This is a genomic window from Saprospiraceae bacterium (assembly GCA_016713025.1).
Classification (GTDB): Bacteria; Bacteroidota; Bacteroidia; order Chitinophagales; family Saprospiraceae; genus OLB9.
The window spans coordinates 2,796,471-2,811,954 of sequence record JADJPZ010000004.1 but is presented as its reverse complement, the minus strand read 5'-3'; the positions used below and the strand labels follow the sequence as shown (position 1 = coordinate 2,811,954).

Here is a 15,484-nt window from a genome sequence, read left to right as displayed (position 1 = left end):
TATGTCATTTCATTTCAAAAAAATCTTAGTTCTTGCACCTCACACAGATGATGGTGAATTTGGATGTGGAGGTACCATTGCCAGGATGTTAGAAAATGGTGCCGAAGGTCATTATGTTTCTTTTTCTATATGTGAAGAATCTGTACCTGATGGTTATCCAAAGGATATTCTGGAGACCGAACTGATTGCAGCAACAAATATTCTGGGTTTTAAAAATAAAAATGTTCATAGCTTACGGTACCCGGTTAGAAAATTTAATTATCATAGGCAAGAAATACTAGAAGACATAATCAAACTTAGAAACTCTATAAAACCCGACATCGTATTTATCCCGTCACTTAATGATTTACACCAAGATCATAAAGTAATTGCAGAGGAAGGGGTTAGAGCATTTAAAAACAGTACAGTTTTATCATATGAACTATTGTGGAATATCATATCATTCCGCAATACTTGTTTTTTTGAATTAACAACAGATCATGTTGAAAAAAAAATTAAAGCAATTCAAGAGTATAAGTCCCAAACATTTAGAGGCTATTCTGATCCGGATTTTATAAAAGCCCAAGTAAAAGTCAGAGGTGTTCAAGCAGGGATGGAATACGCTGAAGTGTTTGAAGTAGTTCGTATTTTTTCAAAATTATAATTTTTTATTTAATGATTGCAATTAATTGATTATAAAACATTTATGTTTAATAGTGTGCAAATTCACTTGGTTGATTTATAAAATTATTGATTCGGATTTTCTGCTTTAAAAAAAGAAATATCAATCATCTTTGAAAATGAATTATATTCAAAATGCTTGAATATAAATATAATATAAAATCAATAGAAAACAATCATGTAAAAGGATTTATTTAGCTTACATCGTATTTCTGTAAAGGCCTAAATGTATATAAGAAATAAAAGACGTTAATAACAATACGCCTAAACTCTGTGTTATTGATTTTTTGTTTAACCTATATTTACAATGAAATTATTTTTTTTAATATTATTTTCTAACCTACTTTTAATAGAGTTTACGTTTGCCTCCGATTCAATTAAATATAAGATGCCCTTTCCAAAGGGTAATGATATAAATGATTTAATAATTTCTTTATCTTATGATACTGCGAAGGTAACAATTGACTCTATAGTAGTTTTTGAATGCACTGCATTAAAAATTAAAGAAGGTAATACTTATTCTATAGGATCACTAGGTGGAAATTTACTTGTAAATGGCAGCTTTAGTGACCTTAGTAGTTGGGATGTAAATGAATCCCATTATAATGGGCAGACAAGTCCAGTGAATTGGCAATTGGTACCTGGTGGAATAAATCACAATCAACCTCATTTGGGACAATTGAACCGAATTGGACAAAATATTAATTTAGATAACGGAGAATTGTATAGAATAGAATGGACCATAAGTAACTATATCAGTGGAGGTGTAACTTTCTTTGTCGGAGGAATGCCTTCTTTTACAGCAAAATCTAATGGTACAAGTTTTGATTATATAAAAGTTGGAGATGAAAATACCGTAATAATACAAGCCGTCTATCCAATGAATCTAACCGTAGGGAATATTAAACTTCAAAAAGTAACCAAAAGTAATATATCAGTAGAAGGTGATTTAATAGCAAATGGAGATATAGTTACTCATGGTATTATAAATACAGGAAGTAATAAAAAAGTTTTGATCGGAAATTGGGATACAGGAATTAAATTTAATAATGATTTTTGGCATCCAACAGAAGATCAGCAACCAAGTGTTGCAATAGGTTACAACAGTATGTCTAACGGTATCGGAGTTGCCATAGGGCCAAATGCAGGAAAAGATAATTCTACCAATGGCTATATCACAGCAGTGGGCATTAATGCCTTAAAAAAAAATATTTCAGGGCACGCTACTGCCTTCGGAACTGGCAGTTTACAGAATAGCACAACATCAAACTCTTCATGTTTTGGAGATGAAGCATGTGCTAGTACCACATCCAATATTCAAACGGGCTTTGGTTATTATGCTTTAAATGCGGCAAATGATTCAGGAATGACGGGAGTAGGTTACGAAGCCTTTAGACTTGCAACAACAGGGGAAAATACGGGGGTTGGGAACCAAATTGGAAGAAATACTACTACAGGCAGAATTACAGGGGTCGGAGTTGAGGTAGGGTTTCATAATACTACAGGAACTATGATAGGAATTGGCGTTGGAGCAGGTGGAAGAGAGGTGTCTAATTTTTCTTTATCCAATGTTGCAGACAATGATATGATATATATTGGCGATAATACTCTGAAAAGCACTACTACAACTATGCAAAATTCAATAATAATTGGTCATAATCAAAGTATTGATAAATCATTTCAAACTAAAATTGGTTATGCCGATTTGACTCAGGAGAGTCAATTGTATGGAGCATTAGGAATTGATCTAAGTATAAATTCATCTCCTTTAGAAAAATTACATCTCAAAGGAGATTTTATTAGAATTGATCAGGAAGGATTAAATGGGACAATAATAACCCCAACCACTTATGGAATAAAAATGTTTAGTAATAATGGAACAAATGAACTTTCAAGAATTCAAGTTTTAAATAGATACATAGATACTGCACATGGTGAATTACAAATTCAATTAGCAAATAATACCGGAAATCTAAATAATGTTATAGAATTCAAAGGTAGTGATAAGACTGTTACAATTCCAGGTTATTCATCAGCTAATTCAGTGCCAGTCAATGCTGTTGCTAGTTTAGTCGTTGACTCAACTGGTAAAATAGGAACTATGTCTATAGGAGCTGATCAAAGTTTTTTTTCTGGACTTGTTACATTAACAGGGGCTACTTCACTTGATGCAAATACGGCTGCAGCAAATGCAAATATTTCTGTTGGTCATCCTTATAAATGGGATGATGGTAATGCTATTCACCTTATGTTTAGAAAATAACTTATAAATTTTACCCTATACTAACAAATTAGAGTTGTTTATATCTAGATGCTTCAAAAATAATTTTAGTCCGTTATTAATTTTTAATTTTAATAAATATTATTTTTTTGATAATTTCAAAAAGCTTGCACAATCGCAAAATGTTAGTAGACTAGTTATGATTTAGTGGACATAATTTAGGATGTTTGGATTTTTATAAAATTATAAAGAACATAGAATGATCTCAATTAAACAATTAAGAAACTTTTTGAATATAGACCAAGTTGGTTTTGACGAAGATATTATAATTAGAAAGGCATCAACACTTCAAGATGCTGATGAAAGTAGTATTATTTGGATTAAAAGCTCTTTGCCTGACAAGCAAACTGTAGTCAACAATACCAAAGCCCGAGCTATAATTGTCCCTGATGACAATGAGCTCAGTGCAGTTGAAGGAAAAGTACTGTTTGTTGTTAAAAATCCAAGACTAACATTTATAAAGGTGATTCAAGAGTTTTTTACTGAAAAAGTAAAACCAGGAATTCATCCTTCAGCAGTTGTGCATCCTGAAGCAATTATTGATAATTCTGTATTTATAGGACCATTTACATATGTTGGTAAATCTAGCATTGGTCCAAATACTGTCATTTATGGAAATATATTTATATACGATCAGGTAAGTATAGGCAGTAATGTCATAATAAACAGTGGAACTGTTGTGGGTGCGGATGGATTTGGATATGAAAAAGATGAAAATGGAGAAGTATTTAAGTTTCCACATATAGGAGGAGTTATAATTGAAAATGACGTTGAAATTGGAGCGAATACTTGTATTGACAAAGGTTCGCTTGGTAATACTATAATAAAGAGGGGAGCTAAAATTGATAATTTGGTTCATATCGCTCATAATGTCGAAATTGGTGAAAATACTTTTGTGATTGCCAATACTATGGTCGGTGGCAGTACTAAAATAGGAGATAATTCATGGGTAGCGCCAAGTGTTTCCTTAATGAATGGTATTTCTATTGGTAAAAATACAACAATTGGAATGGCTGCATTAGTGACAAAATCGGTGCCTGATGGGGAAACATATACAGGCTCCCCGGCAAGACCTTTGAAAGAGTTTTTAGAGATTCAAAAGAAGATAAAAAATTTATAATTTTGGCAAAAACGATTTGGTACATTTCTAAATATGCTATAGCTCCTCCTTATGGAAATGCAACAAGACAATTTTATTTTTCAAAATATTTCGCCATAAAAGGTTATAATACTATTCTGATGACATCATATTCATCGGGGATAAAAAATATTGAACCAAATATATTCGATCAATATTTTAAATATGACGTAATTGATGGTGTCCACCATTATTTATTAAGAGGACCATTGATATCCTTAGGTTTTTCTTTTAAGAGAATCTTATCTTGGGTGAAGTATGAATGGTATGTTTTTAAGCTTGGAAATGATATTGTAAAGAAACAAAAGCCAGATGCCATTATTGTATCTTCTCTTTCTTTACTCACAATCATAAATGGTATTTATTTCAAATGGAAATTTGGATGTAAATTTATATTAGAAATTAGAGATATATGGCCTTTAACTCTAATCGAAATAGGAAGCTACTCAAGATATAATCCTATTATTTTATTTCTGGGATTCATAGAGCAATTGGGTTATAAATATGCGGATAATATAATTGGATTAATGCCCAATTTAATACTACATATTCCACAAAAATATAAAAATAAAGTTCACCATATACCACAAGGCATTGAGTTGAATCCTTATAGAAAAAGTGATTTTTCGGACACAACCCTGGGCATAATTGGAAAGATAAACCAATCCAATTTCAATATCATTTACACAGGCAGCATTGGTCAAGTAAATGATGTTGAGAAAATGATTGAGATTTTAATTGAATGCTATAAAATAAACCAAAGGATACTCTTTCATATAGTAGGCGATGGAACCCAAAAGAAGAACCTAATGGAGAAGTATAAAAATAATAAAAATATTATATTTCACAACGCTATTCCGAAATCAGACGTTCCTTTTTTGTTGTCTCATTTTGAAGCCAATATTATACATGTTTCTCCTCATAATATTTATAGGTATGGTATTTCTCCAAATAAATTAAATGAATACTTATTGAGTAGCAACCCAACAATTTTAATTTATGATGGATATAAGTCAACTATTGAAGAATCAGACGGAGGATTTGTAATATCATCTTTAAATTTTGAAAATATTGTTACTTCTATTTTAAATATTAGTAATATGAACGTAGCAACTTTAAAACAAAAAGGTAAAAACGGCAGAGAATACGCATTAAAAAATTTAGATTACAGCATATTATCAGAAAAATATTTAAAAATTATATTTCCTAGTTCGTAAATTCACTAATTATTGATTAATCCATTTTTCTTTTTAATACTTATAAAAATCTCTATTACAATTTCCTGAAAGATGTCAAATATTAAAAACAGACAATTAAATTCATTAACTGAAAGAAACATTGTATTAATTTTATTATGTATAATTATTCTATATTATGTATTTAGGTAGAATTTAAATTTTGTTTTAAATAAGTATTAGCCAAATTTTAAACTTATTTTAATGTGAATAATTTTATTGCCATCATTGGCTATTCTGGCCACGCTTATGTCGTTTGTGATATATTATTGAAAAATAAAGTAAATATCAAAGGGTATTGTGAAAGGACAAAAAAAGAGAATAATCCTTACCTTTTAGATTATTTGGGGCTAGAAATGGAATATTCATTTGATGATGAAGATGTTTTTATTGCCATAGGTGACAATAAAATAAGGAAAAATGTTTTTGATAGTTTAGCTGGAAAAGCTTCCTTTGGTGACGCTTATCATCCTACTGCCGAAATTGGTTATGGTGTTCAGTTAGGATCGATGATAATGCTTGGTGGACACTCCATTGTTAATCCATTAGCAATTTTAGGAAATGGAGTAATCATCAATACCGGTGCCATAGTGGAACATGAATGTACTATTGGAGATTTTGTGCATGTTGCACCGGGAGCAGTACTTGCTGGAAATGTTACTGTTGGAGATCAAACCTTTATAGGTGCCGGAGCTGTGGTGAAACAAGGAGTTAAAATTTGTAAAGATGTAGTAATTGGTGCCGGATCAGTGGTGGTAAAAGATATAGAAGTGCCAGGAACTTATATAGGAATTCCAGCGCGAAAGCTCTTATAATGTTTTTATTTCAATCAACAATCCGTTTTAAAATTGAGATATTTACCCATAATACAGCAATACTTAAAGCAAGATAAAGTAGAGATTCAAGTTTTTGAAATATTTAGAGCTTGGATCAAACATTCAAATTTACCAGAAAATTTTGTCATTCATAATGAAGAAGTGATTTTGAAAGACTTTGACGATTCGCTCGAAAAAGCATTTGTTAAACTATTTGATGGTAATCATGTAGACTCAATCTCTACGTATAATCAAATTGTAGGAAAAGGTTTTATTCAGGGTTACGTATCTGCGAATCTTGGCGTTAAATGGACGTATGCATACAAATTGCCTTATGATGAAGCTTATCTCAGGTGCAAAAGTATTAGAGAAATTATTAGGGTTTTAGAATTTGAAGAAATAAAAGCGATGAAATTTAATCAAGCAATGATAGATTTGATGGTAAAAAATCATCCTAATTTTAACTTTGATTTTCATTTTTTTGATTACCTAAATGATACGAAAAAGCACTATGATGCCAAATTTTTGGATATATTGTCCAACTATCCCACGATTAATGTTCCAGATCAAATTATATCGCAAGAATTAGAGAAGATAAATTTTTACAATGTCTTCAAGGAATATTTTTGCTAATGGTCTTGCAATCTCCGATTTGAAGATGTTGTGTATGTTGCATTCAAAGAATGCAATGCCAATAATCTGTATAATTAAAGAATATATGAGCAAATTGCCTTGAAGTCACCTATTTCAAGATGCTTTTCATGTTGCATTCAAAGAATGCAACGCCAATAAACAATGTCTTCAAGGGATATTTTTGCTAATGGTCTTGCAATCTCCGATTTGAAGATGTTGTGTATGTTTCATTCAAAGAATGCAATGCCAATAAACTATGCATTTAAAGAATGCAACGCCATTAAGGAATTATAAATCAACATTAAACCAATGATACCACTCTCCATACCCAATATCTCAGGAAATGAATGGACCTATGTAAAGGATTGTCTTGATACAGGATGGATATCTTCTGTAGGTAGTTATGTCACCCAGTTTGAAAATATGGTTGCTGAATTTGCGGGAGCAAAATATGGTGTCGCTGCTATGAATGGCACGGCAGCACTGCATATCGCCCAAGAATTGGCAGGTGTTCGTCAACGTGACTATGTCATCACTCCTGATATCACTTTCATCGCTACTGCCAATGCCATCAAATACACAGGAGCAGATCCGATCTTTATAGATGTAGATAAAGATACCTGGCAAATGGATTTGGATATTTTGGAGGCTTTTTTGGAAAAGGAGACCTACTATTACAAAGATCATACCTACCTAAAGAGCGACAAGAGATGTATATCTGCTATCATGCCTGTACATGTATTAGGTAATATGTGCGATATGGAAAGACTGATGTCTATAGCAAAAAAATATTGCTTGGTAGTGATCGAAGACTCTACAGAGGCTTTAGGATCAACCTATAAAAATAAGGGTGCAGGTACCTTTGGTACTTTTGGTACTTTTAGTTTTAATGGCAATAAAATCATCAGTACAGGTGGAGGCGGTGTTATCGTCACAGATGATGAAAATCTGGCGAAAAAAGCCAAACATATCACCACCCAAGCAAAGACTGATCCTTTTGAATATGACCATGATGAGATAGGGTATAATTATAGACTCGTAAATATACTAGCGGCTGTAGGTGTGGCACAAATGGAGCAGTTGCCATCTTTTCTAGAGCGTAAAAAAGCCATAGATAAATATTATCGCGATCATCTGGAAAATGAAATTTTGCAGTTCCAAAAAGTAGGCGACCACGTCGCTCCCAATAATTGGTTGCACACTATGAAAGTCAAAAAGCAAAGACCTATGATCAAACACTTGTTAGATAATGGTGTACAATGTAGGCCTTTTTGGGTACCTATGCATCAGTTGCGAATGTTTAAGCATCTTCCGTTTATCACTCAAGAAAATGTATCTGATACGATCTACAATTCATGTATTTCTATACCATCATCTACCAATCTGACGGATGCTCAGGTGGAGGAGGTGGTGAGGGTCATTCGTTCTTTTTAATGGCCTTGCAATCTTCGATTGCAAGATACTAAATATGTTGCATTCGAAGAATGCAAAGCCATTAGAAGAATCTCCGATTGTAAGATACTTACCTGTTGCATTCAAAGATGCAATGCCATTATGAGAATCTCTGATTGCAAGATATTTATCTGTTGCATTCAGAGAATACAAAGCCAATAAAGAGCTGTTGATCAGAGATTTAATTGATGTAAATAGCTAATTTTGATTTTAAGATACTTACCTGTTGCATTCGAAGAATGCAAAGCCATTAAAGTAAATCATGAAAACAGAATACAAACAAAGGTTACCGCATATCCAACCTGAAGGTGCGGCTTTTTTTGTGACTTTCAGATTGTATGGTAGTGTTCCAAAAAGTAAAATATCAGAGCTTAAAGAGAAATATGATATTAAAATTAATGTTGCAAAATCTATAAAGGATCTACATCAAAGAAATTTTGAAATATTCACCTTAAGAAAGCAATATTTGGTGGAATATGATCAAGTTTTAGATAAAATTATTGATGGTCCATTGTATTTGGCTGATCTATCAATAAGAGAAATATTAAAGGAACAATTACATCGCTATGACAATGAATTATACACTTTGATTTGTTATAGTATAATGTCAAATCATGTGCATATTTTAATTGATACTAATATCCAATTGTCAGAACTTATTGATGACAATCAAATAGAAATGAGGTATCAGCCTTTGGATATAATCATGAAAAAAATTAAAGGACCTTCTGCATGGTATTCTAATAAATATTTGAATAGGCATGGTCAGTTTTGGGAAAGAGAAAGTTTTGACATTTACATCAGGAATGAGAAGATGTTTAATAATGTCATTACATATATTTTAGAAAATCCAGTAAAAGCCAAGATTGTAGAGAAATGGGATGACTTTCCCGGTAATTATTTGAGAATAGAATCATTGTAATGGTCTTGCAATCTTGTAACGGCCTTCCAATCTCCGATTGCAAGATACTACATGTTGCATTCGAAGAATGCAAAGCCATTAGAAGAATCTCCGATTGTAAGATACTTACCTGTTGCATTCGAAGAATGCAAAGCCAATAAAAATAAAGCACAAACAGCATGCACATCATAGACATACCACAATTTATAAAAACTCACATCACCAAAAGACAAAGGAGCCTTTTTGAAACAGATATTGCTAAATACAAAGATCAACTATCGGCCAATATCAAAGGCAAATCCGTATTAGTCATTGGTGGTGCAGGCACGATAGGATCATCTTATATCAAAGCGGTCTTAAACTTTGAGCCTTCCAGGCTATATGTAGTAGATACCAATGAGAATGGATTGACGGAACTTACCCGTGATTTGAGATCTAAACATGGACAATTCATTCCTAAAGATTATAAGACTTATCCCATGAATTTTGGCGATGAAGTATTCAGAAAGATGTTTGTAAATGAAGGGCCTTTCCACATTGTGGCCAATTTTGCAGCGCACAAGCATGTGAGAAGTGAAAAAGACCATTATTCCATCGAAGCGATGATAGACAATAATGTTTTTAAAGCTAAGGATTTTTTGGATTTATTGGTGTCTCACAAACCTGAACATTTCTTCTGTGTATCTACTGACAAAGCTGCTAATCCTGTCAATGTTATGGGAGCGAGTAAAAAACTTATGGAAGAGGTTATCATGGCATATAGCAGTGACATCAAGATCACTACAGCAAGATTTGCCAATGTTGCATTCAGTAATGGCAGCCTTTTGGATGGATACATACAGCGGTTATTTAAAAAACAGCCTATTTCGTGTCCATCAGATGTAAAAAGATTTTTTGTTTCGCCAGAAGAAAGTGGCCAAATATGCATGTTGGCTTGTATATTAGGTAAAAGTGGAGAGATTTATTTTCCCAAGTTAGAAGAGGATGAAATGGTAAATTTCAAAGAGATCACATTGGACTTTTTTAAAGAAATGGCTATACCTGTGATAGAATGTCTAAGTGATGATGATGCAAAAAATAGAGCTGCAAGTATGTCTATTGAAGATCCGCATCCTATTTATTTTTTCACATCAGACACTTCTGGCGAGAAACTTTATGAAGAGTTTTATACAGAAATAGATGAAGTGGATTTGGATAAGTACGTTGGAATGGGTGTCATCAAAAACGCTGTAAAACCATCCCAAACTCAAATAGAAAACTGTATTGGTGAGTTACAAATGTTGATGCAATCAGACGCTTATGACAAATCTGCTATCGTATCATTAATGAAAAAACATTTGCCTGATTTTGAGCATATAGAAACGGGAAAGAGTTTAGATCAGAAGATGTAGTATAATGGCATTGCAAATTTCTTTGCAATAATGATTACGGTTTTAAATGAATTTAAAACACCAATAAAAGAAACATGTACCGTTTAATAAAAAGATTTTTTGATATCCTCGCTTCCTTATTTGCTTTAGTAATACTATCACCTTTATTGATACCTATAACGATAGGGTTAAAATTAACAGGTGAAGGATATATTTGGTACTTCCAAGAAAGAGTAGGCTTTAAAAATAAGGTCTTTAGTATATATAAGTTTGCCACGATGCTCAAGGATAGTCCCAATATGGCTGGTGGACTTATCACCACAAAAAGAGATCCTAGATTGACACCTTTGGGAGGTTTTTTGAGGAGCACAAAAATTAATGAATTGCCACAACTCCTCAATATATTGAATGGTGATATGAGTGTAGTTGGTCCAAGACCAGTCATGCAAAAAAGTTTTGATGCCTATCCGGTAGAAGTACAAAAGGTTATTTATAATGTAAACCCTGGACTAACGGGTATTGGGTCAATAATATTTAGAGATGAAGAGACTTTAATCACTGAGGTAAGAGATAATGGTGGCGATACTTGGGACTTTTACCAAAATAAAATCTATCCTTTCAAAGGTGAAGTAGAAAAATGGTACCAAGAGCATCAAAGTTTTTATACTGATTTTATGTGTATCTTTTTGACGGCATGGGTGATTCTTTTTCCTAAGTCAGAGTTGATTTATAAAGTATTTAAATCACTTCCAAAAAGACCTTTTTAGATCAAATTTTCTTTCAAAGCCATAGAGACAACATCTAGTCAGAAAGACGCATTGCTGAGGTCCGGCACTCCCCTTAGGGGTTGGGGACCAGCGGGGCAATTTTGAAGGACTGAATGAATCGAGCAACTACTTTCATCTGCCTTTTTTACATTACAGCAGACAAGTTTCATTACGGTAGTCAGGACTGAATGAATTGAATACATCGGATGTGGTGGCTGAGCGCAATAATATGGAGTCGCGGTTACTGAGCTTGTCGAAGTGAAGCCACATATTAACTATATCTATCTACTTGCTTCACATTTTTGAAAACTTAATGAGTTTAAGAAGCCCTAATATTGCATTTTTGTAACGACTATGTTGCATTCAGAGAATGCCATGCCATTAAAGAATCACATATCAGGAAACGAATGGACTTGTGAGGAACTAAAAACGGAATGCATTTGTTTTTAAAAAGAAAATTAAAATTTGATATTGTAATTTGGATTTAATAGTAGACGATTGATGTTAGATAAATGATATTTGTGATTTGAGTAAGCTAACAAGTATCGTTGTTTTGTACAGATTAGAATTTGCTTGAAAGAATAAATATTAAAGTACCTTTTAAAATCATGTAAAAGATGGATATAACCCAAATTCCTGAAAAATCCAAAAATTTTACCACTTTGCAGTTAGAATTGTTGAAGTTGTAGTCACATAACCCTACAGAGGAGGAACTTATTGACATAAAAACATTAATAGGTCAATATTATTCAAAGAAGCTAATTAAAGCAGCGGAAGAATATGCATTAGAAAATGAGTGGTCAGATGAAACTATAGAAAGCATACTAAATCATGTCAATTAATAATCCCATAAAGGTAGTTGTTGATACAAATGTCTTTTTGGTAAGTATATTACCTAGGGCTTGCTTGGAGTAAGATATATTATTGATTATCAATTATGTATGTTTAAATTTATTGATTTCGATGCACGGGAATTTCTGCAAAACTCCTGAATCATTTGCACTTCATTTTAACATTTGCCTCGAGCCGGCAAGGCTTTTACTTTTTTTCCTGTCAAAAAAAGTAAACAAAAAAGACCAGTTCAAAAAAAGGTAACTGAATGGTACAGCTTTGCTGTATTTGAGTGATACGAAATCACTCAAAAATGAAGGCACTGATCTAAACTTAGATCAGCTAGTGGTATTGCTATAGTGCATTCCCGACCTGCCCATCCCTTGCGGGTTCCTTCGTTTCTCACATTGTCATGTTCGACCTTTCAGGATCACTCAGTCATGCATTTTTCTATCGCCTTGATCATCTTTAGTTTATTTTTAAATATTCTGCAAAGGCGATAGACGCACTTTTGACTCTTCATTTACTATCGCTTGTTTTTTGAACGATATCCCAGACCAATAGCAGCCTTTAAATTGAATGATACTGACTTTTTCAGCAGGCACTACCTAGATTCAGTTATTATAAAATTTTGAGGCAATACAATCAGGAAAAGTTAATGTTTATGTAAGTAATGACATTGTAAGTGAATATACAGAAGTCTTTTCAAGACGCTATACACCACAGATTACAGAGATATTATTAAATACATTGTTCAATTTACCTAATGTATTTTTTATAGACCCGAAGTTTCATTGGCAATTAATAGAACTCGATCCTGATGATAATAAATTTGTGGATTGTGCCGTTGCGTCATCTGTGGATTATATTATTTCCAATGATAGACATTTTGATATACTTAAAGAAATACCTTTTCCAAAAGTTACTGTTCTTAAAGCAGGAGAGTTTATAGCATTAATAAAAATTGTAAACAAATAAATGCACTTAAGAGTAAAGGGTTAACTCCACTACAACTGAACTTTTACGGACATTGAGTTAATCTCTGCAACCTATGATTCACTTTTGAATTCGAATGAACTCAGATTGTCAAATGACAAATATAACAAACAATCCAAGTTAACTAGTTGCAATCAAATCAGCAAATCAACAAATCAGCAAATCAATATTAATCAAATGATACCTCTCTCCTTACCCAATATATCAGGAAACGAATGGACTTATGTAAAGGACTGTCTCGACACTGGATGGATATCTTCCGTAGGTAGTTATGTCACTCAGTTTGAGAACATGGTAGCCGAATTTGCTGGGGCAAAATATGGTATCGCAGCCATGAATGGCACTGCAGCTCTCCACATCGCCCAAGAATTGGCTGGTGTACGTCAACGAGACTATGTCATCACGCCCGATATTACCTTCATCGCTACGGCCAATGCCATCAAATACACGGGTGCAGATCCGATCTTCATAGATGTGGATAAGGATACTTGGCAGATGGATTTAGATATTTTGGAGGCTTTTTTGGAAAATGATACCTTTTATTACAAAGATCATACCTACCTAAAGAGCGACAAAAGATGTATTTCGGCTATTATGCCTGTACATGTATTGGGCAATATGTGCGATATGGATAGACTGATGACCATAGCAAAAAAATATTGTCTCGTAGTGATCGAAGACTCTACTGAAGCATTGGGTTCGTCCTTCAAAAATAAAGGTGCTGGTACATTTGGTACATTCGGAACTTTTAGTTTTAATGGCAATAAAATCATCAGCACAGGTGGTGGTGGCGTTATCGTCACAGATGATGAGAACCTAGCAAAAAAAGCCAAACATATCACCACCCAAGCCAAAACAGACCCATTCGAATACGACCACGATGAGATAGGTTACAACTATAGACTTGTAAACATACTCGCAGCCGTAGGTGTAGCGCAAATGGAGCAATTGCCATCTTTCCTTGAGCGCAAAAAGGCGATTGATAAGTATTATCGGGATCATCTGGAAAATGAAAATTTACAGTTCCAAAAAGTAGGCGACCATGTCTGTCCTAATAATTGGCTTCACACCATGAAGGTCAAAAATCAAAGACCGATGATAAAGCACTTGTTGGATAATGGTGTACAATGCAGACCATTTTGGGTGCCGATGCATCAGTTGCGTATGTTCAAACATTTGCCATTCATCACGAATGAAAACATTTCTGATACGATTTATAATTCATGTATCTCTATCCCATCTTCTACCAACCTTACAGATGCGCAAATAGAGGAAGTAGTAAGGGTGATCCGTTCTTTTTAATGGGTTTTTCTAATGGGTCTCCAAATTCATTTGGAGAGATTTTTAAATCTTTTTGGATATTAGCCAAATAAATTTGGCTACCCATTACAGCTTTAGTGTGGCTCCAAATTTATTTGGAGAGGTGTTTTTAATTCTTTTCATTATTAGCTAAATAAATTTAGCTACCTATTATCAGCCAAATAAATTTAGCTGCCCATTAACTGCCAAATAAATTTGGCTACCCATTAAAATATGAAAACTTTTTATAGAAGAAATCTTCCACATATCCAACCAGTTGGAGCCTGCTTTTTTGTAACTTTTAGGTTATATAATAGTGTGCCAAAAATCGCTATAGATGCTTTAAGTGAAAAATATACACAAAGAGTGACCCAAGCGTTTTTTATAGAAGAAGCGCACAAAAGAAATTTAGAAATTTTTAATTTACGCAAAAAGTATTTAATTGAGTTGGATGGAATTCTTGATAAAATTGAGACAGGGCCACACTATTTAAAAGATTTGAGTATCATTCAAATAATTGATAAAGAAATCAAAAGATATGATGGCACTTTGTACAATCTAATCGCATATTGTATAATGTCAAATCATGTGCATCTAGTGATTGATACAGCTGTTCAACTTGAAAATTTAAAAGAAGATACAGAATTGATGCAAAGTTATCAACCATTAGATAAGATATTAAAACAAATTAAAGGATCGACATCAAGATATATTAATTTATTTCTCCATAGGTCTGGCCAGTTTTGGGAAAGAGAAAGTTTTGACATTTACATCAGAAATGAAAAGATGTTTAATAACGTAATATCCTATACTTTAAATAATCCAATGAAAGCAGGGATAGTTGAGAATTGGGAAGATTTTCGAGGAAATTATTTTGTAGAAACTTCTAATGGGTCTCCAAATTCATTTGGAGAGGTTTAAATAAACTTGTTCAAATTAGCCAAATAAAAATTTGGTTACCCATATACAAGAATACATTCTTTAATTGGCTTTTTCTACTTGGTCTCTAAAATCATTTGGAGAAGTTTAGAATAGGCTTTTTCATTACCAGCAAACTAGCCAAATAAATTTAGCTATCTATTAATCAGCCAAATAAATTTGGCTGC

General features: G+C 33.1%; 13 protein-coding genes. All 13 read left to right on the top strand.

Annotated elements, in window-relative coordinates:
- The first annotated feature begins 1 nt into the window (after position 1).
- The 13 genes from IPK35_18230 to IPK35_18170 all read left to right on the top strand — a co-directional run bounded on the left by IPK35_18230 (position 2) and on the right by IPK35_18170 (position 15,299).
- Entirely contained in the window at positions 2-643 is a 642-nt protein-coding gene (locus IPK35_18230; protein ID MBK8055152.1) for a PIG-L family deacetylase, read from the top strand.
- Between the two features lie 324 nt (positions 644-967).
- Positions 968-2,923 (top strand): hypothetical protein, encoded by a 1,956-nt coding sequence (locus IPK35_18225; protein ID MBK8055151.1) that lies wholly within the window; start codon positions 968-970, stop codon positions 2,921-2,923.
- Positions 2,924-3,140: 217 nt separating this feature from the next.
- Entirely contained in the window at positions 3,141-4,061 is a 921-nt protein-coding gene (gene lpxD, locus IPK35_18220) for a UDP-3-O-(3-hydroxymyristoyl)glucosamine N-acyltransferase (GenBank protein ID MBK8055150.1), read from the top strand.
- Between the two features lie 2 nt (positions 4,062-4,063).
- Entirely contained in the window at positions 4,064-5,296 is a 1,233-nt protein-coding gene (locus tag IPK35_18215) for a glycosyltransferase family 4 protein (GenBank protein ID MBK8055149.1), read from the top strand.
- 224 nt (positions 5,297-5,520) lie between these two features.
- Positions 5,521-6,129 (top strand): acetyltransferase, encoded by a 609-nt coding sequence (locus tag IPK35_18210; protein MBK8055148.1) that lies wholly within the window; start codon positions 5,521-5,523, stop codon positions 6,127-6,129.
- Positions 6,130-6,162: 33 nt separating this feature from the next.
- Positions 6,163-6,762 carry a hypothetical protein gene (locus tag IPK35_18205; GenBank protein MBK8055147.1) on the top strand — a complete coding sequence of 200 codons (600 nt, stop codon included), beginning with the start codon at positions 6,163-6,165 and terminating at the stop codon, positions 6,760-6,762.
- Positions 6,763-7,071: 309 nt separating this feature from the next.
- A complete protein-coding gene (locus tag IPK35_18200) occupies positions 7,072-8,196 on the top strand; it encodes a LegC family aminotransferase (protein ID MBK8055146.1) in 1,125 nt (374 codons plus the stop codon).
- 280 nt (positions 8,197-8,476) lie between these two features.
- Entirely contained in the window at positions 8,477-9,136 is a 660-nt protein-coding gene (locus IPK35_18195) for a hypothetical protein (protein MBK8055145.1), read from the top strand.
- A 164-nt stretch (positions 9,137-9,300) separates the two neighbouring features.
- Positions 9,301-10,506 (top strand): polysaccharide biosynthesis protein, encoded by a 1,206-nt coding sequence (locus IPK35_18190; GenBank protein ID MBK8055144.1) that lies wholly within the window; start codon positions 9,301-9,303, stop codon positions 10,504-10,506.
- A gap of 74 nt (positions 10,507-10,580) precedes the next feature.
- Complete coding sequence (locus tag IPK35_18185) at positions 10,581-11,252, top strand: sugar transferase (protein ID MBK8055143.1); 672 nt, start codon at positions 10,581-10,583, stop codon at positions 11,250-11,252.
- A gap of 1,470 nt (positions 11,253-12,722) precedes the next feature.
- Positions 12,723-13,061: a PIN domain-containing protein gene (locus tag IPK35_18180; GenBank protein MBK8055142.1), complete on the top strand. Its 339-nt coding sequence runs from the start codon at positions 12,723-12,725 to the stop codon at positions 13,059-13,061.
- A 195-nt stretch (positions 13,062-13,256) separates the two neighbouring features.
- Entirely contained in the window at positions 13,257-14,381 is a 1,125-nt protein-coding gene (locus IPK35_18175; GenBank protein ID MBK8055141.1) for a LegC family aminotransferase, read from the top strand.
- A 231-nt stretch (positions 14,382-14,612) separates the two neighbouring features.
- Positions 14,613-15,299 (top strand): hypothetical protein, encoded by a 687-nt coding sequence (locus tag IPK35_18170; GenBank protein ID MBK8055140.1) that lies wholly within the window; start codon positions 14,613-14,615, stop codon positions 15,297-15,299.
- Positions 15,300-15,484 lie beyond the last annotated feature (185 nt).